At 65.2% G+C, this 24,403-nt stretch carries 20 protein-coding genes; 7 read left to right on the top strand and 13 right to left on the bottom strand.

What is annotated here, in order from left to right:
- A complete protein-coding gene (locus XI04_RS07505; RefSeq protein ID WP_212476950.1) occupies window positions 1-1,812 on the top strand; it encodes an ABC-F family ATP-binding cassette domain-containing protein in 1,812 nt (603 codons plus the stop codon).
- Window positions 1,813-1,876: 64 nt separating this feature from the next.
- Entirely contained in the window at window positions 1,877-2,956 is a 1,080-nt protein-coding gene (locus XI04_RS07500; protein ID WP_212476952.1) for a D-TA family PLP-dependent enzyme, read from the top strand.
- Between the two features lie 95 nt (window positions 2,957-3,051).
- Here the strand turns inward: XI04_RS07500 and XI04_RS07495 are convergent, their stop codons facing one another.
- From XI04_RS07495 to XI04_RS07460, 8 genes are all read right to left on the bottom strand, one after another.
- Entirely contained in the window at window positions 3,052-4,272 is a 1,221-nt protein-coding gene (locus XI04_RS07495) for an NAD(P)/FAD-dependent oxidoreductase (RefSeq protein WP_038946441.1), read from the bottom strand.
- Window positions 4,269-5,186 (bottom strand): SDR family NAD(P)-dependent oxidoreductase, encoded by a 918-nt coding sequence (locus XI04_RS07490; protein WP_028145118.1) that lies wholly within the window; start codon window positions 5,184-5,186, stop codon window positions 4,269-4,271. Before XI04_RS07490 ends, XI04_RS07495 begins: the two co-directional genes overlap by 4 nt.
- Window positions 5,187-5,292: 106 nt before the next feature.
- The gene (locus XI04_RS07485; protein ID WP_028145119.1) at window positions 5,293-5,772 is read right to left on the bottom strand and encodes a MaoC family dehydratase; all 480 of its coding nucleotides are present in this window, start codon (window positions 5,770-5,772) and stop codon (window positions 5,293-5,295) included.
- Between the two features lie 129 nt (window positions 5,773-5,901).
- Complete coding sequence (locus tag XI04_RS07480) at window positions 5,902-7,617, bottom strand: AMP-binding protein (RefSeq protein ID WP_212476954.1); 1,716 nt, start codon at window positions 7,615-7,617, stop codon at window positions 5,902-5,904.
- Window positions 7,618-7,745: 128 nt separating this feature from the next.
- A complete protein-coding gene (gene mmsB, locus XI04_RS07475) occupies window positions 7,746-8,654 on the bottom strand; it encodes a 3-hydroxyisobutyrate dehydrogenase (RefSeq protein WP_312015367.1) in 909 nt (302 codons plus the stop codon).
- A gap of 6 nt (window positions 8,655-8,660) precedes the next feature.
- Window positions 8,661-9,728 carry an enoyl-CoA hydratase/isomerase family protein gene (locus tag XI04_RS07470; RefSeq protein ID WP_212476958.1) on the bottom strand — a complete coding sequence of 356 codons (1,068 nt, stop codon included), beginning with the start codon at window positions 9,726-9,728 and terminating at the stop codon, window positions 8,661-8,663.
- Window positions 9,725-10,870, bottom strand: coding sequence for an isobutyryl-CoA dehydrogenase (locus XI04_RS07465; RefSeq protein ID WP_212476960.1), 1,146 nt, complete (start codon window positions 10,868-10,870; stop codon window positions 9,725-9,727). Before XI04_RS07465 ends, XI04_RS07470 begins: the two co-directional genes overlap by 4 nt.
- A 156-nt stretch (window positions 10,871-11,026) precedes the next feature.
- On the bottom strand, window positions 11,027-12,523 hold the full coding sequence (locus XI04_RS07460) for a CoA-acylating methylmalonate-semialdehyde dehydrogenase (protein ID WP_038946438.1): 1,497 nt from the start codon (window positions 12,521-12,523) through the stop codon (window positions 11,027-11,029).
- A 102-nt stretch (window positions 12,524-12,625) separates the two neighbouring features.
- On the opposite strand from XI04_RS07460, the gene XI04_RS07455 reads away from it, so the two are divergent.
- Complete coding sequence (locus XI04_RS07455) at window positions 12,626-13,540, top strand: LysR family transcriptional regulator (RefSeq protein ID WP_028145124.1); 915 nt, start codon at window positions 12,626-12,628, stop codon at window positions 13,538-13,540.
- Between the two features lie 103 nt (window positions 13,541-13,643).
- On the opposite strand, the gene XI04_RS07450 is transcribed toward XI04_RS07455, so the two are convergent.
- Complete coding sequence (locus XI04_RS07450) at window positions 13,644-14,261, bottom strand: TetR/AcrR family transcriptional regulator (protein ID WP_028145125.1); 618 nt, start codon at window positions 14,259-14,261, stop codon at window positions 13,644-13,646.
- A gap of 64 nt (window positions 14,262-14,325) precedes the next feature.
- Window positions 14,326-14,859: a PaaI family thioesterase gene (locus tag XI04_RS07445; RefSeq protein WP_271608194.1), complete on the bottom strand. Its 534-nt coding sequence runs from the start codon at window positions 14,857-14,859 to the stop codon at window positions 14,326-14,328.
- Between the two features lie 152 nt (window positions 14,860-15,011).
- On the opposite strand from XI04_RS07445, the gene XI04_RS07440 reads away from it, so the two are divergent.
- The 3 genes from XI04_RS07440 to XI04_RS07430 all read left to right on the top strand — a co-directional run bounded on the left by XI04_RS07440 (window position 15,012) and on the right by XI04_RS07430 (window position 18,664).
- The gene (locus tag XI04_RS07440) at window positions 15,012-15,782 is read left to right on the top strand and encodes an enoyl-CoA hydratase (protein WP_038946434.1); all 771 of its coding nucleotides are present in this window, start codon (window positions 15,012-15,014) and stop codon (window positions 15,780-15,782) included.
- Window positions 15,783-16,059: 277 nt separating this feature from the next.
- Complete coding sequence (locus XI04_RS07435) at window positions 16,060-17,256, top strand: acetyl-CoA C-acyltransferase (protein WP_271608195.1); 1,197 nt, start codon at window positions 16,060-16,062, stop codon at window positions 17,254-17,256.
- A gap of 112 nt (window positions 17,257-17,368) precedes the next feature.
- Window positions 17,369-18,664 carry an MFS transporter gene (locus XI04_RS07430; RefSeq protein ID WP_152103091.1) on the top strand — a complete coding sequence of 432 codons (1,296 nt, stop codon included), beginning with the start codon at window positions 17,369-17,371 and terminating at the stop codon, window positions 18,662-18,664.
- Here XI04_RS07430 and XI04_RS07425 read toward each other — a convergent pair.
- The 3 genes from XI04_RS07425 to XI04_RS07415 all read right to left on the bottom strand — a co-directional run bounded on the left by XI04_RS07425 (window position 18,661) and on the right by XI04_RS07415 (window position 21,969).
- Window positions 18,661-20,031, bottom strand: a complete 1,371-nt coding sequence (locus tag XI04_RS07425; protein WP_370157315.1) for a carbohydrate porin — start codon at window positions 20,029-20,031, stop codon at window positions 18,661-18,663. The genes XI04_RS07430 and XI04_RS07425 overlap by 4 nt on opposite strands.
- Window positions 20,032-20,061: 30 nt before the next feature.
- Window positions 20,062-21,078, bottom strand: a complete 1,017-nt coding sequence (locus tag XI04_RS07420; protein WP_028145131.1) for a transporter — start codon at window positions 21,076-21,078, stop codon at window positions 20,062-20,064.
- Window positions 21,079-21,189: 111 nt separating this feature from the next.
- Window positions 21,190-21,969 carry an acetoacetate decarboxylase gene (locus XI04_RS07415; RefSeq protein WP_028145132.1) on the bottom strand — a complete coding sequence of 260 codons (780 nt, stop codon included), beginning with the start codon at window positions 21,967-21,969 and terminating at the stop codon, window positions 21,190-21,192.
- Window positions 21,970-22,167: 198 nt separating this feature from the next.
- On the opposite strand from XI04_RS07415, the gene XI04_RS07410 reads away from it, so the two are divergent.
- Window positions 22,168-23,343 (top strand): patatin-like phospholipase family protein, encoded by a 1,176-nt coding sequence (locus tag XI04_RS07410; protein ID WP_271611568.1) that lies wholly within the window; start codon window positions 22,168-22,170, stop codon window positions 23,341-23,343.
- The last annotated feature ends 1,060 nt before the right edge of the window (window positions 23,344-24,403 follow it).

Below are 24,403 nucleotides of genomic sequence, written 5' to 3'. Positions count from 1 at the left end.
ATGGCGCCGCCGCTGATCCAACTCAAGGACATCAGGCTGACCTTTGGCGGCACGCCGCTGCTGTCAGGCGTCGAGCTCAACGTCGCGCCATCCGAGCGCGTCTGTTTGATCGGCCGCAACGGCTCGGGCAAGTCAACGCTGCTGAAGATCGCGGCCGGCCTCGTCGAGCCCGACGGCGGCACGCGCTTCGTGCAGCCGGGCGCCACCGTGCGTTACCTGCCGCAGGAGCCCGACTTCGGCGAGCACAAGACCACGCTTGCCTACGTCGAGTCCGGTCTCGCGCCCGGCGACGATCAGCACCAGGCGCGCTACCTGCTGGAGCAGCTTGGCCTGACCGGTGACGAGAACCCGCATAATCTCTCCGGCGGCGAGGCCCGTCGCGCGGCGCTGGCGTATGTGCTCGCGCCCTCGCCTGACATTTTGCTGCTGGACGAGCCGACCAACCATCTCGATCTCGCCACCATCGAATGGCTGGAACAGGAGCTCGACTCCAGGCGCAGCGCGCTGGTGATCATCAGCCACGACCGCCGCTTCCTCACCAATCTCTCGCGCTCCACGGCTTGGCTCGACCGCGGCAAGATCAAGCAGATCGACCGCGGCTTTGCCTCGTTCGAGAGCTGGCGCGACGAGGTGCTGGCGGAAGAAGAGCGCGACCAGCACAAGCTCGACCGCAAGATCGTCGATGAGGAGCACTGGCTGCGCCACGGCGTCTCCGGCCGCCGCAAGCGCAACGTCAAGCGCCTCGCCAATCTGCATACGCTGCGCGACCAGCGGCGCAACTATCGCGGCACCGCCGGCACCGCCAGTCTCGCAGCTAGCGAAGCAGAGCAATCCGGCAAGCTGGTGATCGAGGCCAAGGGCGTCACCAAGGCCTATGGCGAGCGCAAGATCGTCGAGAATTTCTCGACGCGCATCCAGCGCGGCGACCGGCTCGGCATCATCGGACCGAACGGCGCCGGCAAGACCACGCTGGTCAATCTGCTCACCGGCGGCGGGGAACCGGACTCCGGCACCCTACGTCTCGGCGCCAATCTGGAGGTAGCGACGCTGGATCAGCACCGCGAAAGCCTCGATCCGAAATCGACGCTGGCTGAAGCCTTGACCGGCGGGCGCGGCGACCAGATCATGGTCGGCGGCAAGCCGAAGCACGTCGTCGGCTACATGAAGGACTTTTTGTTCGCGCAGGAGCAGCGCGGCACGCCGGTGGAAGTCCTCTCGGGCGGTGAGCGCGGCCGGCTGATGCTGGCGCGCGCACTGGCAAAACCCTCGAACCTGCTGGTGCTGGACGAGCCGACCAACGACCTCGACCTCGAAACGCTCGACGTCCTCGAAGACATGCTCGGCGACTACGAGGGCACCGTCATCCTGATCAGCCATGACCGCGACTTCCTCGACCGCGTCGTCACCTCCGTGATCGCGCCCGAGGGCAACGGCAAGTGGACCGAATATGCCGGCGGCTACAGCGATATGCTGACCCAGCGCGGCGCGGATTTGAAGCGCGAAACGGCGAAGGCCCAGCCGGTTGCGGAGAAGAGAGAGGAGCGCGCCGCTGCTCCCGCCTCCACACCGAAACGCAAGCTGAGCTTCAACGAGAAGCACGCGCTGGAAACGCTGCCGAAGAAAATGGAAACGCTGCAGGCGGATATTGCAAAACTGCAGCGCGTGCTCGACGATCCCAACCTCTACGCCAAGGATCGCAAGACATTCGACGACACCTCCGCCGCTATCGCGAAGGCGCATGATGAACTGTCTGCCGCTGAAGAGCGCTGGCTCGAACTTGAAATGCTTCGTGAAGAAATAGAGCAGGCCTAGCGCGCATTCCGCAAAAGTGGGCACCGGTTTTGCGATCAGAATGCGCGCCAACTAAGAGACTCCCATGACAACTCCCCTCGCCGCAAAAATCGCCCGCGAATACGGCACGCCCTGCGCCGTCATCGACATGGACAAGGTCGAGCGCAACATCGCGCGGATCCAGAAGGCCTGCGACGAGGCCGGAATCGCCAACCGTCCCCACATCAAGACCCACAAGAACCCGACCATCGCCAAGATGCAGGTCGCGGCCGGCGCGAAGGGCATCACCTGCCAGAAGCTGGGCGAAGCCGAGATCATGGCCAATGCCGGCATCGACGACATCCTGATCAGCTACAATCTCCTCGGCGAAGAGAAGATGGCGCGGCTCGGTGCGCTGCAGGCCAAGGCCAACATGACGGTGGCCGCCGACAATTCGACCGTCGTTGCCGGCCTGCCCAAGGCCGCGGCGGCGTCGGGCCGTCCGCTCTCGGTCGTGGTCGAATGCGACACCGGGCGCAAGCGCGCCGGCGTCGAGACGCCGGCGGAGGCGATCGCGCTAGCACGCGAGATCGCGAGCTCGAAGGGGCTCGAATTCGCCGGCTTCATGCTGTATCCAACCGAGACCGGCTGGGCGGACGCGCAAAAATTCTACGACGAAGCGCTGGCCGGCGTGCGCGCGCACGGGCTGGACGCAAAAATCGTCTCGACCGGCGGTACGCCGAACCTGAAGAACATCGGCAAGCTCAAGGGCGGCACCGAGCATCGCTTCGGCACCTACATCTACAACGACCGCATGCAGGTCACTGCGGGCTCGGCGACCTGGGACGATTGCGCGCTGCATATTTACTCGACCGTGGTCAGCCGCGCCGCACCCGAGCGCGGCATTCTCGATGCCGGCTCGAAGACGCTGACCACGGATACCGGCGGTCTCGACGGCCACGGCCTGATCCTGGAGCACCCCGAAGCCAAGATCGCGCGCTTCGCCGAGGAGCACGGCTTCCTCGATCTCTCCCGCAGCAACACTCGGCCCAATGTCGGCGACGTCGTCCGCATCGTGCCCAACCACGTCTGTGTCGTCGTCAACATGATGGACGAGGTGGTGATGGTCCGCGGCGAGGAGATCATCGGCACGCTGCCGGTGGCGGCACGCGGGAAGTTGCGGTAGGCATTGCTCTGGTAGGGTGGGTTAGCCGAAGGCGTAACCCACCACTCCTCTCGATGCAGATACAGACGTGGTGGGTTACGCTTCGCTAACCCACCCTACGACCTGGCGAGCCACGCCAGCACGCCCCTGCCCGCGGCGGCTCCCGTCGCGAACGAGGCCTGCAGCAGATAGCCGCCGGTCGGCGCCTCCCAGTCCAGCATCTCGCCGGCGGCGAACACGCCGGGCAATTTTCGCAGCATGAAGCTGCCGTCGAGCTCATCGAAGGTGATCCCGCCCGCAGTCGAGATCGCGCGATCGATCGGGGCAACGCCGGTGAGCTGAACCGGAATGGCGTTGATCAGATGCGCAAGCTCGGCGGGCGAGAACGCGGCCAGTGGCCGGCCGGACACGATGGCGGCCTCCTGCATCAGACCGATTCCGACCGGCGACAATTGCGCCGCCTTGCGCAGGAAGTTCCCGAGCGATTGCTTGCCGCGCGTGCCTGATAGCCGCGTGGTCAGGGCGGCGGCGTCGAGGTCCGGCCGCAATGCGATCGAAAGCGTCGCCTGCCCGAGACTGAGCACCGCCTCCCGCAACTCCGCCGACAGCGCGTAGATCGCGCCGCCTTCGATGCCGCTACGCGTGATCATGGCTTCGCCCCGCACCGTATGCGCGCCGATCGTCAGCGCCACGCCCTTGAGCGGCTGGCCCTCGAAACGATCGCGGAACACATCGGACCAGGCGACCGTGAAGCCGGAATTGGCTGGCCGGAGCTTTGAGATGGCAACGCCCTTCGCGGCGAGGATGTCGGCCCAGCTGCCATCCGACCCCAGCCGCGGCCAGCTCGCGCCGCCGAGCGCGAGCACGGTGGCGTTGGCAGTGACGACCGCCACGCCATCGGGCGCTCGAAACACCAGCCGCCCCTCGTCATCCCAGCCGGTCCAGCGATGACGAAAGGCAAACCGCACGCCGCTCGCATCGAGCCGCCGGAGCCACGCGCGCAGCAAGGGCGAGGCCTTGAACGCTTTTGGAAACACCCGCCCGCTGGTGCCGACGAAGGTCGGCTCACCCAGGGCTTCGCTCCACGCGCGCAACGCCTCAGGCGAAAACGCCTCGATCGCCGCCTGCAGCTTCGGGGCCGCCTCGCGATAGCGCGCCATGAATTCCGACAGCGGTTCGCTGTGGGTGAGATTGAGCCCGCCGCGGCCGGCCATCAGGAATTTTCGGCCCGCGGACGGCATCGCGTCGTACACGGTGACGCGCGCGCCGCCCTGCGCCTGCACCTCCGCCGCCATCAGCCCGGCGGGACCGGCCCCGATGACGGCGACGTCGGTCAGAGCTTGATCCCCGCCCGCGCCGCGGCCTGCGCCACGTATTTCTGCGTCTGCTCGAACGCCCCGGTCAGCGCCTTGGCTTTCGACATGTCGCTGATCTCCGCGAAATGCGCGGCCACCGCGTCCGGCGTCCATTCGGTCTCCGGCAGGTTGATGCCCTCGCTCTCCACGATCTTGATCACCGCGAAGGAGCCAGCACCGGCGCCCATGATGGTACGGGTCGGAGCGTCTTCGCTGAGCATGTACTCGACCGCGGGCGTGATCGCGTTCGGCTTCATCAATTGCAGCGCCTGCGGCGGCAGCAGCTCTTCCGTCATGCGCGTCGCCGCCGTCGGCGAGATGATGTTGACGCGGATGTCGGACTTGCGGCCTTCCTCGGCGAGCACGTTCATCAGGCCGACCATGCCGGACTTGGCCGCGCCGTAATTGGCCTGGCCGAAATTGCCGTAGAGGCCGGAGGACGACGTCGTCAGCACGATGCGGCCGTAATTGCGGTCGCGCATGCCGGCCCAGGCCGCCTTGCAGCAATAGAAGGTGCCGACCAGATGCACGTCGAGCACTTTCTGGAAGTCGGCCGCTTCCATCTTGCCGAACGACTTGTCGCGCAAAATGCCGGCATTGGCGCACAAGAGATCGACGCTGCCCCATTCCTTGGTGGCGCGCTCGACCATGGCGGTGACCTGTTCGAAATTCGAGACGTCGGCGCCATCCGCCATCGCGGTGCCACCGGCTTTGCGGATTTCCTCGACCACGGTCTCGGCCGGCGACAGCGAGCCACCGGTGCCGTCACGCGCGCCGCCGAAATCGTTGACGACGACCTTGGCGCCGCGGCTGGCCAGTCCCAGCGCATGCGCACGCCCCAGACCATTGCCCGCGCCGGTGACGATGGCGACGCGTCCGTCGAACCTGATTGCCATGAGTGCTTTCCTACATGCTAGTCGTCATGGGCGGGCTCGACCCGGCCATCCATCAAATTGACAGGCTTTTGAGCAGCGATGGCTGGCCGGGTCAAGCCCGGCCGCCCTACGCGAAATAGATCAGACCCAGCCACTCCGCGACCAGCGCCGGCTTGTCCTCGCCTTCGATCTCCACGGTCACGTTGGTGCGGGACTGCAGCTCGTTGGGCTTGCGGAGCTTGGCTTCGGCCAGCACGAAACGGCCGCGGACGCGCTTGCCGGAACGCACCGGCGAGATGAAGCGCAGCTTGTCGAAACCGTAATTGACGCCCATCGTGGTCCCCGCGATCACGGGCATCACCTCATAGGACATGATCGACAGCAGCGACATCGTCAGGAAGCCGTGCGCGATGGTGGTGCCGAAGGCGGTCTCCTTCTTGGCCCGTTCAGGGTCGACATGGATAAACTGGTGATCCTCGATCACGTCGGCATAGGTGTCGATGCGCGGTTGATCGATCAGGTGCCACGACGATACGCCGATCTCCTTGCCGACCATGGCCTGATAGGCTTCCAAGGAAATCGGCGGCTTCTTCCAGACTTCGTTCATTTAGCAACTCCAAATGCCGTCATTCCGGGGCGCGCGAAGCGCGAGCCCGGAATCCATCGCGCCACGGCGTCTGTTGCAAGATGGATTCCGGGTTCGATGCTACGCATCGCCTCGGAATGACAAGCCTACTTAGGTCTCACTCCGTGTTTTCGGCAGTTCCGGAAAATCCTCCTCACGGAATTCCCGGCCGCGCAGCGGATCGTTGCGATCATCGTCGCGCTCCAGCCTGCGTAGCTGCACCCGGCGGATTTTTCCAGAGATCGTCTTCGGCAGCTCGGTGACGATTTCGAGGCGACGGATGCGCTTGAACGGGGCGAGCCGCGTGTGCAGGTGCTGGAAGATCGACAGCGCGGTCTCAGGCGTCCGCTCCGCGCCCGAGGTCAGCAGCACGAACGCCTTGGGGATCGCGAGCCGGATCGGATCCGGGCTCGGCACCACCGCGGCTTCTGCGACCAGCTCATGCTCGAGCAACACGCTCTCCAACTCGAACGGACTGATCCGGTAATCCGACGACTTGAACACGTCGTCGGAGCGGCCGACAAAAGTAAGATAGCCCTCGTCGTCTTCGAACACGACATCGCCGCTGCGATAGAGCTCGCCCTCGGCGCCGGAGAGCTTGCCGTCGTCGCTCTGATAGCCCTGCATCAGCCCGGCGGGGCGCTCGGCGCCGAGCACCAGTGTAACTTCGCCTTCCCTGGCGGGATGGCCGTCAGCATCGCTGATCTGCACGCGATAGCCCGGCAGCGGCCGGCCCATCGAGCCGATCTTGATCTTCTGGCCCGGCGAGTTGCCGGCGAGCGCGGTGGTTTCGGTCTGGCCGTAGCCGTCGCGGATGGTGAGCCCCCAGGCGGACTGCACCTGGTCGATCACTTCCGGGTTGAGCGGCTCGCCGGCGCCGCAGACCTCGCGCAAGCTCACCTTGAAGGAGGCAAGGTTCTCCTGGATGAACAGCCGCCACACCGTCGGCGGCGCGCACAGCGTGGTGACGCCACAGCGGCCGATGGTGGCGAGCAGGCCCTTAGCATCGAAGCGCGGCTGGTTGACCACGAACACGGTGGCGCCCGCATTCCACGGCGCGAAGAAGCAGCTCCAGGCATGCTTGGCCCAGCCGGGCGAGGAAATGTTGAGATGGACGTCACCGGGCTTCAGCCCGATCCAGTACATGGTCGACAGATGGCCGACCGGATAGCTGCGCTGGCTGTGCCGGACGAGTTTTGGTTTTGCCGTGGTCCCCGAGGTAAAGTAGAGCAGCATCGGATCGTCGGCATTAGTCGGGCCGTCGGCGCTAAAACTCTCCGGGGCCTTTGCGGCCTCATCATAGGAGAGCCATCCGTCGTGAGCCGTGCCGACCACGATGCGAACGATGTTCTCGGCACCAAGGTTTGCGAACTTCGCGACCTGATCCTCGGCGGCGATCACCGCCTTGGCCTTGCCGCGATCGAGGCGATCGCGCAGCTCGTCCGCGGTGAGCAGCGTGGTCGCGGGGATCACGACGACGCCGAGCTTCATCGCCGCCAGCATCGTCTCCCACAGCGGAACCACATTGCCGAGCAGCAGCAGAAGATGATCGCCGCGGTTCAGGCCCTGCGCGCGGAGGAAGTTCGCCACCTGGTTCGAGCGCTTCGAGAGCGCCGCGAAGGACAGTTTTGTCTGCCGGTCCTGCGCGGCGTCGACGATCCAGAGCGCGGGCCGGTCCTTGGCTTCGGCGTCCTTCGCCAGCTCGTCGAACCAGTCGAGCGCCCAGTTGAAGGGCACCGGATCCGGCCAGCGGAAGCCTTTAACCGCTGTCTCGTAATCCGTGCGGTGCTTGAGCAGAAACGCGCGCGCGTCCTGAAATGTCGTCATGTTCCGGGCCCGTCGAAATGATCTTCGAACGTAACCCGGATGGAGCGAAGCGCAATCCGGGGCCGGCTACGCCATTGGAAGCAGCTGACCCGGATTTCGCTTCGCTCCATCCGGGCAACGAAGCCTCGCTATTTTCCAGCGAGGCTGCGAACGTGCTTGATAATTCCGGAAAAATCCACCCCACCTTGCCCGGCTGCGTCGAAAGACTGATAGATCTCCTGCGCATGCTTGCCGAGCGGGGTGGCCGCGCCCGCAGCCTTCGCGGCGTCCTGCGCCAGCGTCAGATCCTTCACCATCAGCGCCGAGGCAAAGCCCGGCTTGTAGTCGTTGTTCGCGGGCGAAGTCGGCACCGGACCCGGCACCGGGCAATAGGTCGTCAGCGACCAGCACTGGCCGGACGAGGTCGAGGCAACGTCGAACAGCGCCTGATGCGAGAGCCCGAGCTTCTCGCCGAGTGCGAAAGCTTCGCTCACCGCGATCATGGAAATGCCGAGGATCATGTTGTTGCAGATCTTGGCCGCCTGCCCTGCGCCGGCGCCGCCGCAATGCACGATCTTCTTGCCCATGTTCTCCAGCACGGGCTTTGCCGCCGCGAATGCATTCTCCTCGCCGCCGCACATGAAGGTGAGCGTCGCGCCCTTGGCGCCGCCGGTGCCGCCGGAGACCGGCGCATCCACCGAGAGCACGCCGTGCTTGCCGGCGAGCGCATGCGCCTGCCTCGCACTCTCGACGTCGATTGTGGAGCTATCGATGACCAGCGCACCCTTGGTCATCGCGGGAAGGATTTCGTTCCAGACGCCGAGCACATGCTTGCCGGCCGGGAGCATGGTGACGACGACATCGGCGCCCTTCACCGCGCCCGCGGCGCTGTCAGCGATGCCGGCGCCCTCGGCCTTGGCCTGATTGCGGGAGGCTTCGACGAGGTCGAACGCCACCACCTTGTGGCCGGCCTTGACGAGGTTGGCCGCCATCGGGCCGCCCATGTTGCCCAGACCAATGAATGCGATCGTGGCCATTGTCGTTTCCTCCGCTTCAATCGTTGATTAGTTGAACTTCAGCTCGTCGACGCCGATCTCGGCGAGATACGGCGCAAGCATCTCTGGCGTCACATCCTCGATCCGCGGCGGCGACCAGATCGGATTGCGGTCCTTGTCGATCACGGCCGCGCGCACGCCCTCGCGAAAATCATCGCTGCGGAACACCTCGAGCGCGGCACGGTACTCGCGCACCAGGCATTCCTCCAGGCTCGACGCGGTGCGCGCCAGTCGCAACAATTTCAGCGTCACCACCATGCCGCGCGGCGATTTTTCGTTGAGCGTCTTCAGCGTCGCCAGCGCGAACTCCGAGCCGTCACGTTTCAGAGCGGCAAAGATATCTTCCATCCGGTCGAAGCCGAACAAAGCGTCGATAGCAGGCTCTTTTGCCGCGACCGGTCCCGCGGTCCCGCCCGTCGCAAAGCCGTTGATGAGCTTGCCAACATCGGCCGCAGTTACGCCTGGACGAACCTTGGTCAGCGCCTCGCGCAGCTCCGGCCATCTGGCCGTCGGCACCACGGCGTCGGCGAATTTGGCGTGGATCGCGTCGGGCCCGTTCATGGTCTGGCCGGTCAGGCCGAAGTAAGTGCCGATCTCGCCCGGCGAGCGCGACAACAGAAAGGTGCCGCCGACGTCAGGAAAGAAGCCGAGCCCGACTTCGGGCATCGCGAGCTTGGTGCGATCGGTGACGATGCGATGGCTGGCATGGGCGGAGAGCCCGACGCCGCCGCCCATCACGATGCCGTCCATGAAGGCGATATACGGCTTTGGGAATCTCTTGATCCGGGCGTTGAGGATGTATTCCTCGCGCCAGAGGATCTTGCCGAGGTCGCCGTTGACCTTCGAGCTCTCCCAGAGCGTGCGGATGTCGCCGCCCGCACAGAGGCCGCGCTCCCCGGCACCTTCCAGCACGATCACGGCGACGGCGGAATCGGCCTCGAAGCGATCGAGCGCCTTGTCGATGTCGCGAAACATTTCCAGCGTGACGGCGTTGATGGCCTTGGGACGATTGAGCCTGATCACCCCGGCCGCGCCCTCGACGCGCGCGACCAGATCGCCCTCTTCCACCGAACTCATCGCGCGCCCTCAATCAGTTTGCGCGCCACGATGAGCCGCATGATTTCATTGGTGCCTTCGAGGATCTGGTGCACGCGCAGATCGCGCACGATCTTCTCGATCCCATATTCGCTCAAGTACCCGTAGCCGCCGTGAAGCTGCAGCGCATGGTTGGCGACCTCGAAGCCGACATCGGTGCCGAAGCGTTTTGCCATCGCGCATAGCATGGTGGCATCGGGGTCCTTCCGGTCCAACGCCGCGGCGGCGCGCCACAGGAAGGTGCGCGCGGCCTCGAGCTCGATCGCCATGTCGGCGAGACGGAATTGCAGCGCCTGGAATTCGTCGAGACGCTTTCCGAAGGCCTTGCGCTCCTTCATGTAGGCGCGCGCCTTGTCGAGCGCGGTTTGCGCGCCGCCCAGCGAGCACGCGGTGATGTTGAGGCGGCCCCCATCGAGACCGGCCATCGCGATCTTGAAGCCGATGCCCTCCTCGCCGAGGCGGTTGGTAACAGGCACGCGGGCGTTCTCGAACATCACGGCGCGGGTCGGCTGCGCGTTCCAGCCCATTTTGCGCTCATTGGCGCCGAAGGTGACGCCCGGCGTCTTGCCGTCGATGACGAGGGTCGAGATGCCGCCCGGACCATCGCCGCCGGTGCGCACCATCGCGACCAGCAGATCAGTACCGCCGGCACCGGAGATGAACTGCTTCTGGCCGTTGAGAACGTAGTGATCGCCATCGCGCACCGCGCGGGTGCGGAGCGCCGCGGCATCCGAGCCCGCGCCGGGCTCGGTCAGGCAGTAGCTGGCGATCAGCTCCATCGAGCAGAGCTTCGGCAGCCATGTATGGCGCTGGGTGTCGCTGCCGAAGGCATCGATCATCCAGCTCGCCATGTTGTGGATCGAGATGAAGGCGGAGGTGGTCGGGCAGCCCGTCGCCAACGCCTCGAAGATCAGCGCCGCGTCGAACCGCGTCATCGCGGATCCCCCGACATCCTCACGGATGTAGATGCCGCCCATGCCGAGCGTGGCGGCCTCGCGCATCACGTCGACGGGGAAGTGCTTCTCCTCGTCCCAGCGCAGCGCGTGGGGCGCGATCTTCTCCGCCGCAAACGCCAACGCCATGTCGCGAACCGCGATCTGATCCTCGTTCAGAGCGAACTGCATGCTGCCGTTACCCTCTTGCCCGATCGTCATTGTGAGCGCAGCGACGTGTCCGCCGAAGCCTTTGGCGAAGGCGGAAGCAATCCAGGCTGCCTCCGCGGAAAGACTCTGGATTGCTTCGTCGCTACGCTCCTCGCAATGACGGGCCGGGCAACAGCCCTACTTCATCAGCGGGATCGAGAACTCCGCACCTTCCTTGACGCCGGACGGCCAGCGCGAGGTCACCGTCTTGGTCTTGGTGTAGAAGCGGACCGAATCCGGACCGTGCTGGTTGAGATCGCCAAAACCCGACTTCTTCCAGCCGCCGAAGGTGTAATAGGCAATCGGCACCGGGATCGGCACGTTGATGCCGACCATGCCGACATTGACCTTGGCTGCGAAGTCGCGGGCGGCGTCGCCGTCGCGGGTGAAGATGGCAACGCCGTTGCCGTAGTCATGCTCGGACGGCAGCGCCAGCGCTTCCTTGTAATCGTGCGCGCGCACGACCGAGAGCACCGGGCCGAAGATCTCTTCCTTGTAGATCCGCATATCCTTGGTGACGTTGTCGAACAGCGAGCCGCCGAGATAGAAGCCGTTCTCGTAGCCCTGCATCTTGAAGCCGCGGCCATCGACGGCGAGCGTCGCGCCTTCCTTGATGCCGATGTCGATGTAGCCCTTGACCTTCTCGACCGCCTCGCGCGTGACCAGCGGGCCGTAATCGGCGGACGGATCGATCGAGGTGCCGATCTTGAGCGACTCGACACGCGGGATCAGCTTTTCCATGAGACGGTCGGCAGTGGACTTGCCGACGGGGACCGCGACGGAGACGGCCATGCAGCGCTCGCCGGCCGAGCCGTAGCCGGCGCCGATCAGCGCATCGACCGCCTGGTCCATGTCGGCATCCGGCATGATGATGGCGTGGTTCTTGGCGCCGCCGAAACACTGGCAGCGCTTGCCCGTTTGAGCTGCGCGCTCATAGATGTACTGCGCGATCGGCGTGGAGCCGACGAAGCCGACGGCCTTGATATCGGGGTCGTCGAGGATGGCGTCTACCGCCTCCTTGTCGCCGTTGACGACGTTGAGGATGCCGGCCGGCAGGCCGGCCTCGATCATGAGTTCGGCGAGCAGCATCGGCACGCCGGGATCGCGCTCGGAGGGCTTGAGGATGAAGGCGTTGCCGCAGGCGATCGCGGGCGCGAACTTCCACATCGGGATCATCGCCGGGAAATTGAACGGCGTGATGCCGGCGACGACACCGAGTGCCTGGCGCATCGAATAGATGTCGATGCCGGGGCCGGCGCCTTCGGTGTATTCGCCCTTCATCAGATGCGGGATGCCGCAGGCGAACTCGGCGACCTCGAGGCCGCGCTGGATGTCGCCCTTGGCGTCCGGCACAGTCTTGCCGTGCTCGCGGGCGAGCAGCTCGGCCAGCTTGTCGTAGTCGCGCTGAACCAGCTCGACGAATTTCATCATGACGCGGGCGCGGCGCTGCGGGTTGGTCGCGGCCCATTCGGGCTGTGCTGCGCGGGCGTTCTCGACGGCGGCCCGGACCTCGGCCTTGGACGCCAGCGCCACCTTGGCCTGGACGTCACCGGTCATCGGCTCGAAAACGTCGGCGGTGCGGCCCGAAGTGCCCTTTACTTCCTTGCCACCGATGAAATGTCCGACTGAACGCATGGAATGATCTCCTTGAGGCCGAGCTTGAACGCTTTGACAAATCCTATCGACCTGCATTTTATAGGATTCAAGTCTGAGATAATGCACCATAGATGTGCGAAAATGCTGGATCAAGGCGCTATCGATTGGGACGACTTTCGCTTCGTGCTGGCCATCGTGCGGGGCGGCTCGGTTTCGGCTGCGGCAAAACAGCTCGGGGTCGACCATGCCACGGTGATCCGCCGCGTCGACCGGCTGGAGAAGCACCTCTCGGCCAAGCTGTTCGACCGGCGCAAGACCGGCTACCTCCTCACCGAGGCCGGCCAACGCGTCGCCGATAGCGCGGAAGCGATGGAATCGACCATCGTTGCCAACCAGGAGCAGGTCGGCGGTTCCGTGGCGCGGCTGACGGGGACGGTGCGGATCGGCGCGCCCGACGGGTTCGGCACGGCCTTCCTGGCGCCGCGGCTGGCCCCCTTTGCCGACCGGTATCCCGATCTCGATCTGCAACTTGTGGCCACCGCGCGGCTGTTCAGTCTCTCCAAGCGCGAGGCCGATATCGCCATCAGCCTGACCATGCCGAAGGAAGGCCGCATTGTCGGCCGCAAGCTGCTCGACTACCGCCTCGGCCTCTATGCCGCACCTGGCTATCTCGATCGCTTCCCCGCGATCACCTCGCGGCAGGATCTGCCGCAACACCGCTTCGTCGGCTACATCGAAGAGCTCTTGTTCACGCCAGAACTCGATTATCTGCCGCAGGTGTCGCCGCGGATTTCGGCGCGCTTCCGCAGCGCCAATCTGATCGCACAGCTCAATGCCACGCTGTCGGGCTTCGGCATCGCGGTGCTGCCGCACTTCATGGCGAGCGATTATCCGCAACTCGTTCCGGTGTTGCCCGAGGAGATCTCGATCACGCGGACATTCTGGATGCTGATGCACGCCGACAGCAAGGATCTGGCGCGGATCAGGGCGGTGGCCGATTACATCGGGGAGATCGTGGAGCGCGAGCGAGCGCTGTTTGCGGGACGCACTTCGTAGGGTGGGTTAGCCGAAGGCGTAACCCACCACGCCTGCCTCCGCGGAAATCGAAGAGGTGGATTACGCTTCGCTAATCCACCCTACGCATTCAATGGCACCTCGGCTAGCTCTTCGCCTTCTTTGGCGCAGCAGCCTTCGGTTCGCGCTTCGCGCCCTCCAGCGCACTGTCCCTGCCCACCTTCAACACCTCGTCGGAGAGCTCGCTCGACCCTGCAATGCGCGCCAGCAGCATGGTGCCGGCCATCGTCGCCAGCGTCGCAACCGCCTGCTTGCGTGCGGCCTTGCGCGGCATGTTCGGAATGTTGTCCGCTAGCACCTCGATCATCTCGTCGAGCTTGCCGGCAAAGGCCTTTCGCGCCTTCGGGCTCTCGCGGGCAATCTCGGCACCGAGCGCCGGGATCGAGCAGCCATGGCCGGGATTGTCGCGATGCAACGCCGACAGGTAGGCCTCCGCGATCATCGCCAGCCGCTTGTCCGGCGAAACCTCGTCGGTGATCTTGCGCCAGTGTTCCATCGAGCGGTCCATCGCGTAACCGAACGCCTCGATCACCAGCGCCTCGCGGGAATCGAAATGCGCGTAGAAGCCGCCATGGGTCAGGCCCGCCTCCTTCATGAGGTCGGCCACGCCGATGCCATGGGCGCCCTTTTCGCGCAGCCGCACAGAGGCCCTCTTCACGATACGGTCGTGGGTTTCCTGCTTGTGTTCCCGGGAGTAGCGCATGCGGTTCTCATTGAATGTCGATGGTCATCTCATAACACGCAAATGACGAAAAGGGTGCATTAATTCATGTTAAGTTGCTTCCGATCATGGAAAACGTCGCGGTTGCGTGCACCGCAAGGGCGCCCTTGCCGTCCCGGACGAAGCCTTCGGCGTAGCTGGTCTGCCGCCCCAGCTTGATCACCTTGCCTTCGGCCGAGATCAGGCCTGAGCGAACCGAGAGCGGACGCAGGAAGGTCATTTTCAGGTCGAGCGTCACGGAGCTCTGCCCGGCTTCCAACCGGGTCGAGATCGCACATCCCATCGCGGTATCGAGCAGCGCAGCTGCTGTCGCGCCGTGGATGAGGCCAATGGTATTTTCGAGATCCTCGCGCGGCTCCAGTTCCATGACGATCCGGCCCGGCTCGACCACCCCCACCGTGAAGCCGATCAGTTTTGCAAAAGGCGGCGGCGGCAGCCGGCCATCGCGAATGCCCAGCATGGCGTCCATGCCCGACAGGCCCATCGCTACTTTCGCGACCGGCGCCGGCACCTGCCAGTCCACCACGCGCTCGCGACGCTGTGCGGGCGAAAACAGATTGAGTTGGTCGGGTTCAGTCATGGGATCCCTTTTGTATGTTATTCGTCATACTATGCCACGGACTTCGCCCTTGCAACTCGCCCCACCCCGCTTGACAACAAGGACGTTTCGGCCCGGAAGTGGCACCGACCCGCGCGCCTCGCGCCTGTCCACGAAACCTTCGAGATGCCACGATGGAAATGCTCACCCCCCACTGCGGCGTGACGCGCGATACGCGCGGCGTCGTTCATGTCGCGATCTGCAACGCCGGCCCGCTCAATATTCTCGGCTCGCCGGTGATCGACGACGTGCGCGAAGGCCTGCAGCAGCTCAGCTCGGACCGCAGCATCCGCGTCGTGGTGCTGCGCGGCCATAGCGAGAGGAGCATGATCGGGGGCGCCGACATCAAGGAGATGGCCAAGCTCGACCAACGATCGGCCGAAGCCTTCATCAGCCGCCTGCGCGACCTCTGCGAGGCCGTGCGCGCCTTCCCCGCCCCGGTGATCGCGCGCATGCCCGGCTGGTGCCTCGGCGGCGGCCTCGAAGTCGCCGCCGCCTGCGATTTCCGGATTGCCGCGCATGATGCGCATTTCGGCATGCCGGAGGTTCGCGTCGGCATCCCCTCGGTGATCCACGCAGCGCTGTTGCCCCGTCTGATCGGCTGGGCCCGCGCGCGCTGGCTGGTGATGACGGCGGAGAATATCGACGCGCCGACGGCGTTCGCCTGGGGCCTGGTCGACAAGGTGGCGCCCGAAGACGGCCTGGATGCGGAGATCGAGCACTTGGTGAAAGCATTGCTCGAATGCGGCCCCGAAGCGCTGCGCTCGCAGAAGGCGCTGCTGCGGCAGTGGGAGGAACTGCCGCTGACGGAGTCGGTGAACCTCAGCGTCAAGGTGTTCGGCGAGTCGTTCCTGACGGACGAGCCGACGCGGCTGATGCAGGCGTTTGTGAACAGGAAACGGTAGGATGCAGGCTTCGGTGCCCCGGACGCAGCGCAGCGCCGCTTTGGCGGTGCGCTGCTGAGCCGGGGCCCACGCACCAACGAGGCCGGCGCGACTCTGGGTCCCGGCTCTGCGACGCGACGTTGCTCGCCGCGCCGCGTCCGGGACACGGATGAGGAAACAGCGCCGCAACAAATCTCATCCGACCCACGACATTTTCTCATCCCTGCCACGGTTGCATTTTTTGCGCCGCATCATATGATGATCATAATCCTACACATCACCTCCAGGGAGCCCCATCATGGCCGAAGCCGCCGATCCCGTCGTCATCCTCTCCGCCGCCCGCACCCCGCTCGGCCGCTTCATGGGCGAGCTCTCGCCGCTCCCCGCCCACAAGCTCGGATCGCATGTGATCGGCGCGGCGCTGGAGCGCGCAAAACTTGAACCCGAGAAAGTCGACGAGGTCTTCATGGGCTGTGTGCTGCCGGCCGGACAGGGCCAGGCACCCGCCCGCCAGGCGGCGCGCGCGGCCGGGCTGCCCGATGCCACCGGCGCGACCACGGTCAACAAGGTCTGCGGCTCCGGCATGAAGGCGACCATGCTCGCGCACGACATCATCCGCGCCGGCTCGGCCGAGATCGTCGTCTCCGGCGGCATGGAAAGCATGAGCAACGCGCCGTATCTCCTCGCCAAGGCACGCGGCGGCTATCGCGTCGGCCATGACCGCATCATCGACCACATGATGATGGACGGGCTGGAGGATGCCTACGAGACCGGTCGCTCGATGGGCGATTTCGGCGAGGCCACCGCGGAGACGTACCAGTTCACCCGCAAGGACCAGGACGCCTACGCGATGGAGACGCTGAGCCGCGCCCGCAAGGCGGTCGAGGGCGGCGCGTTCAAGGCCGAGATCGCGCCGATCACGCTCGCGGAAAAGGCCGGTCCCCGCATCATCGCCAATGATGAGCATCCATTGAAGGTCGATCCGGCGAAGATCCCGGGCCTGAAGCCGGCATTCCGCGCCAACGGCACCATCACGCCGGCCGCCTCCTCCGCCAATGCCGACGGCGCCGCCGCGCTGGTGCTGACGAAGCGGTCGCTCGCCGATCGGGGCGGCCTGCCCGTTCTCGCGGAGATCAAGGGCCACGCCACCCACAGCCAGGAGCCGCAATGGTTCACCACGGCGCCGATCCCGGCGATCCGCAAGCTGCTCGACAAGGTCGGCTGGGCTGCCTCCGATGTCGACCTGTTCGAGATCAACGAGGCCTTTGCCGTGGTGGCGATGGCGGCGCAGCGTGACCTCGGCATTCCCCGCGACAAGCTGAACGTCAATGGCGGCGCCTGCGCGCTCGGCCATCCCATCGGGGCCACCGGGGCGCGACTGATCGTGACGCTGCTGCATGCGCTCGAGGCCCAGAATCTCAAACGCGGTATCGCGGCCCTCTGCATCGGCGGCGGCGAAGCCACGGCGATCGCGGTGGAGCGGCTGGCGCGCTGAGCGCGGGTGTCCGAAATTAAGGGAAGTCTGTCATTTCAGACTTCTCCTTCCTGTGCCAGACTGCAACGATGACGCGGGTCCCTCGGGGCTCGCCAACCCACATTGAGGCCCAATGATCTCGAACTGGCTCGCGGCAGCATTGTCCCGCCGCAACATCCATTACGGCTGGGTGATGGTCGGCGTGACCTTCCTTGCCGCGCTGATCAGCGCCGGCACGGTCGGCGCGCCCGGCGTGTTCATCGTTCCCCTGCAAAAGGAGTTCGGCTGGAGCACGGCGGAGATCTCTTCCGCGCTGTCGATCCGTTTCATCCTGTTCGGGCTGATGGCGCCGTTCGCCGCCGCCCTGCTCAACCGCTACGGGCTGCGCAACGTCACGCTGGCGGCACAGCTGATCGTGGTCTCGGCGCTGGTCGCATCGCTCGGCATGACTCAGGTCTGGCAGCTCGTCGCCCTCTGGGGCGTGGTGATCGGCATCGGCACCGGCATGACCGCGCTGGTGCTCGGCGCGACCATTGCCACGCGCTGGTTCGCGGCACGGCGCGGCCTCGTCGTCGGCATCATGACCGCGAGCGTCGCCACTGGTCAGCTCGTGTTCCTGCCGCTGCTCGCAAGCCTCACCGATCGCTATGGCTGGCGGCTGGCGCTCGGCTTCGTCTGCATCATGCTCGGCGTCTCTGCGCTGGCCGTCCTGCTTGCGATGCGCGACCGGCCGAGCGATCTCGGCCTGCGCCCGTACGGCGACGAAGGCACCGAGCCCCTGCCCACCCCGCCCGTGAGCCACGGCTCGATCACGGGCGTGGCGCTCGGCACGCTGCGCGATGCCTCGAAGTCGACTGCATTCTGGATCCTGTTTGCGACCTTCTTCGTCTGCGGCGCTTCCACCAACGGCCTCGTCCAGGTTCACCTGATCCCGATGTGCCTCGATTTCGGCATCCCGCAGGTGCAGGCCGCGAGCCTGCTCGCAGCCATGGGCATCTTCGACTTCTTCGGCACCATCATGTCGGGCTGGCTGTCGGACCGCTACGACAATCGCTATCTCTTGTTCTGGTACTACGGCCTGCGCGGGCTCTCGCTGATCTTCCTGCCGTTCAGCGACTTCTCGTTCTATGGCCTTTCGATCTTCGCGATGTTCTACGGCCTCGACTGGATCGCGACGGTGCCGCCGACGGTGCGCCTCACCGCGCAGAAATTCGGACCCGAGCGCGCCAATCTGGTGTTCGGCTGGATCTTTGCCGGCCATCAGCTCGGCGCCGGCACCGCGGCGTTCGGCGCTGGTCTCTCGCGGACGGTCTATGAGAGCTATTTGCCCGCGTTCTTCATCGCCGGCGCGCTCTGCGTGTTCGCCTCGTTGATCGTGCTGGCGCTGTCGCGGCAACCCAAACTACAGCCGGCGACGGCCTCGGCCTAGTACCGGATCGTGGTGGTGACGCCGAACACCGCGGCGTCACCGATCCTGGAAATACCGCTCGGATCGTTCGGATTCGCGATGCCGCCGGAGGGACGGAACACATATTGAAAGTAAGGCGCGATCAGCCAGCCCGGCTTGATGTGCGCCTCGTAGATCATCTCGATCAGTGTCTCGTTGCTGCGCACCGGGCTCCGGATGCCGGTGAAGGCCTGCGTGTCGACGTCGAGATGGCGCGCGGTGTTCGAGATCCGCATATAGGCCATCGCCACGCCGAAGCGGTCGAGCGGGCGGCCCGGCGTGAAGCCGACGAAGCCGATGCCGCCGTCCATATAGAGGTCGATCAGATTGCGATCCGGCGGGCTGTGGGCGATGCGGCCGAACGCGGTGATGCCGGGGAGCGAGGCCGACGTGCTGGTCTCGGTCACCTCAGGCGGACGATACAGCACCTGCTCGATCACGGCGAAGATGCCGTAATTGCCTTTGAGCCTTGCGGGAATGCCGCTGCCGCCGGGATCGGCGATCGACATCCCCTCCGCCGTCAAGCGCTGGCTGTCGAACGAGCCGTAGTGCTTCCACGCGCCCGGCGTGAAATTGCCGGCGAGCGGACGGCCGCCGATATCGATGTCGTAGTTGAAGCGGACCTGCCCGATCACCCACGGCGGATCGTTGACGCGGAATGCCAGGCCATGATGATCGCGCAGCTGAGGATCGACATCGCCGGGCCCGGACGGATCGCCGTTGAACACCGCACCATACGCGGTGATCTTGTCGGTCAGTGCGGCCTTGATGCGAATGCCGGGCACCGCGATCGGCGGCGCCGGGCCGCCGGCCGGAAGGTTGGACGCCTTGATCGCGGGCCAGCCGAAGGTGCCGTTGATGAAGAGGTCGTCGGTCTGGCTGTCGAAGAACTCGACATCGGCGGCCTGCTGGCCGGCCCTGATGTTCAGGCGGTCATTGAAAAAGCTCTGCTCGAAATAGGCGTTGTAGAGCCGCTGGTCCGGCAGCGCCTCGATCTCGCTGATGGTGGCGAGGTTCATCACGTAGTTGCGGCTGAGCCCCTGGCCGTAGATGACGAGAGCATTGGCGTAAAAGCGGCCGCCGGTCCAGCCGACCAGTCTGTCGAGATCGGCATCGACCGACAGATCGAGCCGGCCGAAATGGATGGCGCCACGCTTCACGCCGCCGGCGGCGTTGGTGATATTGTCGGCGATATAGGTGGCGCCGAAATTCAGGCCCTTGCTGGCAAGGCCGTCGTGCCATTCGTTGAACCATTTGGGAAACAGCCATGCGGCCGCGCTTTCGTCCTTGGCACCGGCGAGCGCGCTCGTCGCCGTGCAGGCCAGGGCGATCGCGGCCGCCACGGATATTTGGGTCCCCCAACTCACGATCGACACACGCTACTTGAAGATACCGGTGCGCCGCATGAAGAGATAGGCCGCAGTAACCGAGCAGGCCATCAGCACTGCCGCCCACAAAAATCCGCTTTCGACCTCGGTCAGCGGCAGGCCCTTGGTGTTCATGCCGAAGATGCCGGTGACCAGCGTCGGCGGCAGCAACAGCGAGGTCACGATCGAGAGGGTGTGGAGATGGCGGTTGCTCTCCTCCTCGTTCTTGAAGCGCAGCTCTTCCTCGAGCAGGCGGCTGCGCTCGCGCAGCTCGACGATGTCGTGATCGAGCCCGTCGAGCCGCTGCGCGAGCTTGCCGGCCTGGATCCGCAACGCCGGCGACAAATGATCGGTGTTCTTCTGATCGAGACGGTGAAACAGCGTGCGCAATCCGGTGAGCTGCCGATGCAGCCGGACGCAGGTGCGGCGGAGCCGGCCGAGATTGCGGCGCATCTCCGGCCTCGCGTCATCGGCCAGGATGCGCTCCTCGATATCGTCGATCTCCTGGCCGAGCTTGTCGGCCATCCGGTCCAGCGTGTCCGCGACCTCATCGACGATCTTTTCGAGCAGATGAGCGACATTGTCGACGCGGTAGCCGCCTTCGAGCACCCGCCGCGTGGCGTCCGCCGAGCACAGCGCCTGATGGCGGCCAGAGACCAGCAGCCGCTCGGTCATGGCGAAGCGCAGGAACGCGGTCTCCTCCGTCGCGCTGTCGATCTCGCGCACGAGATCGGAGAACACACCATAGACGCAATGGTCGATGACGTGAAGCTGCTGGAAGGTGTCGCTCGACAGCAGCAGTTCGCGTGCAAGCGCCGGCAGCTGCGACGCCGCGATCCAGGGCCGCGCCCGCGCGTCGGTCAGGTTGAAATGCAGCCAGAGCCGGCCGTCATGGCTGAACTCGATCGGCTGGTCGACCGGCAGCGCCTCGGCACTGCCGTCGCTGTGCAGGCGGAAGGCCCAGACCAGGCCGGGAATGGCGGGTTCGGCGTTCGATAATGCGCTGGCAAGCTTTGCCGGCTCAGCCATGGATAGCCCCAACCGTCAACAACTGCCCCGTTTCGGAAGATGGCTGACGGCATCTTCCGGACCCCACGCGGGTACTCAATTACGCCAGTGTTACAGTTTGATGATGCCGCCCTATTCCGCCGCGAGCCCGGTCGCGGCCGCCTCGGCTTGCCTGATGTAGTCATGGACGACGCGGCCGAACGGCAGCGTCAGATCGGCAATGTAATGATGCGCGCCGAGGCAGCGGCGGACCGGGAAATCGGCGACCGGCGCATTCACATGCGGCACCAGGTGCAGCCGGCCCGGCCCCATCCAGGAGCCCTTCGGCACGATGTCGACGAGGTTGATCGCAACCAGCTGGCAGACCTCGAGACGGCCGTCGACGCCCGGGATCATCTTCAGATTGATCTGCGTCTTCGACAGCGTGGCGCGGGTGAGGTCGCCGTTGCCGGCCATGCTCTCGTGCTTGTAGCCCATGGTGCCCATGGCGACGAGCTGGCCGGCATATTCCAGCGTGCCCGTCAGCGTGTCCTTGACGATTTCGAGCTTGGGATGGGCGTATTTCTTGGGAAAGCCCCAGATCTCGCGGCCGGCGGCGATCGGCGGATCGTCGTCGAGATACATCTGCGAGACGAAGTTGACGTCCTCGCCGTTGAGGCGCGCGGGAATGACGAGGCCGGATTCGGTATAGCTGCCGAAGCCGGAGGAGTCAGGCATCTTGATCCACTCGTAATGCGCGATCGGCTGGTCGATCGGCTGCAACGGCTCAGGCAGGCCGGCACGGATCAGCTCCGGGTCGGTCTCGTAGGTGATGACGAGGAATTCGCGGTTGACGAACCGATACGGACCGGCCGGATAGCTCGGCCCCGCCGCGGGCATGGACGGAAGTCTCAGCACGTCTTCGCTTCGCATCGCTGGTCTCCTGTGTTCCTGATCGGCGGCAATTGCTAGCGATCCTCATTGACTGCGATGTGAAGCTTTTCCGTCAGGCGCACGACCCCTGCCGTTGCAGCGTGGTCGGTCTGCGTTGCCGGCGATGCATCGGCGCCGCCTTGTCATCACGCCGTCACCACGTGACGCAATCGTCTGGCGCAAGCAGGAGGCATCGCCATGGACGCCCGCACGTCGCAACCGACATATCAGAGCCATCAGGCGCCCTCGCGGGGCTGGCGGCCCGAGCGCTGCGATCGCGTCGCGCTGGTGCTGCAGGGCGGCGGCGCGCTCGGCGCCTACCAGGCCGGTGTCTACCAGGCGCTGCACGAGGCCGGCATCGAGCCGGACTGGGTCTGCGGTGTCTCGATCGGCGCGATCAACTCCGCCATCATCGCCGGCAACAAGCCGGAAAAGCGGCTCGAGGCGCTGCGCATCTTCTGGGAGCGCATCACCAACCGCAAGATCTGGCACTACACGCCCGACGGCGACATCTTCCGGCAGTGGCGCAATTTCACCAGCGCGTGGATGACGTCGGCGATGGGCCAGCCCGGCTTCTTCACCCCGCACCAGGTCAATCCCTGGCTCAGCCCGGTCGGCGCGCGCACCGCGACCAGCTATTACGACACGATGCCGCTGAAGGAGAGCCTGCTCGAGCTGGTCGATTTCGATCTCATCAACGAGAAGAAGGTCCGCTTCGCGGTCGGCGCGGTCAACGTGCTCTCGGGCAATTTCATCTATTTCGACAATTCCCATGACGAGATCGAGCCGGAGCACATCATGGCCTCCGGCGCCCTGCCCCCGGCGTTGCCGATGGTGCGGATCGGCACCGATCATTTCTGGGACGGCGGCATCGTCTCCAACACGCCGCTGCAGCATCTGCTCGACCAGGAGGACGCACTCAATTCGCTGGTGTTCCAGGTCGACCTGTTCAGCGCGCGCGGCGTGCTGCCGCGCTCGATCCAGGACGTGATGGCCCGCCACAAGGACATCATGTATTCCTCGCGCACGCGCCACAACACCGACGTCTATCGCCGCACCCACAATCTCAAGGTCCTGCTCTACAAGGCACTGGCGAAGCTGCCGGACGAGCAGCTGTCCGACGAGGAGCGCAAGCTGAAGGGAAGCCTGTGCAACATGCCGGAGATCGCGATCCTGCATCTGATCTACCAGCAGAAGGCCTATGAGGGCGACGCCAAGGACCACGAGTTCTCGGGCACCTCGATGCGCGAGCACTGGACCAGCGGCTATGAAGACACCAAGCGCACGCTGAAGCGCCGCGACTGGATCAAGATGCCGGAGGAAGGCATGGGCCTCGTCGTGCACGACGTGCACCGGGAGACGGAGAGCGCGTAAGGGCCGCTTGTGTCCCGGACGCGCAGCAACGCCTTGAGCGTTGCTGCGCCGAGCCGGGACCCAGAAGCTACACGGTTCGCCGCGATCATGGGCCCCGGCTCTGCAGCGCTCCGTCGAAGGGACGCTGCGCTGCGTCCGGGGCACGAGACTGCCCATAAACATGATCCATTCGGAAGACACACTTCCGCATTCTCGCGGCTCATTTCGCCCGAGCTTTGCTCTCGTCGTTGCCCTTCTTGTTCAGAAAGGGCGCAGGGAAGGCCGGGCGCCGGCTGGCACCCGCGGTCCCGTGTGCGAACAAGACGCGCACGGGTTGGACAACAGGTGTAGCCGGGCGACCGGCCTTCCCTGCGCGGATGGCTTTACGGCTTATGTCGCGCTCTCCCCGGGGAGCGATGCGCTATTGCCCCCGTCGCCTTGCGGATGACTGATGTGCTGACCCGGTTAGGCCGCAACATCACCGCAACACTTGACGCACAGACCCCGGGCGTCAGGACCACACGATTTTGCCGTCCGCGCACATCCCCGTTCCTGTCCCCGATGGCTTGCGTGCGCTCACCATCGTGGCCGAACCAAGGACGCCGTCAGCGCCGTGTCGTATCGCGCGTGCAGCTGCTCACGGGGATTCCCGCCCTGCAGCCTGCCCAGCGCGCCGACGCCGTCGCGGCCACCGCCTCCCGGCCCGCGTCTCGTGACGATCGCGAAACGCCCCTTATGGCGGGCGGGATGAGCCATTGATACGACATATCCGAAATTCGGTAAATAGGAATGTTCTTGCGTCGAGGGATTGACAGGGTGTTTTGCCCGACGGGCGGCGTGCCACCGTAACTGAATATTCGATGCGATGGTGTAAGGGCCTTCGGGTCCCTCTCGCAATCACCGGGGTGGAACAACAGCAGATCGTTTCGAGCAAGTCGCTTCCTGATGGAGGCGCCGGGCTCCTGGATGGCGGAGATCGCGATCGAATTGAACAAGGAAGCGAAGTGACGTCGATCTTCGCGCATGCGCAACAATTCTCCATACGCAGCAATCGTTCTCCGCTTGGTGGAGCGGCATCGCA

Origin of the sequence: Bradyrhizobium sp. CCBAU 11430 (genome assembly GCF_028128855.1) — a bacterium.
In the GTDB taxonomy this organism is placed as follows: domain Bacteria; phylum Pseudomonadota; class Alphaproteobacteria; order Rhizobiales; family Xanthobacteraceae; genus Bradyrhizobium; species Bradyrhizobium ottawaense.
The sequence above is the reverse complement of the archived record's forward strand: the minus strand, read 5'-3'. Positions and strand labels throughout refer to the sequence as shown.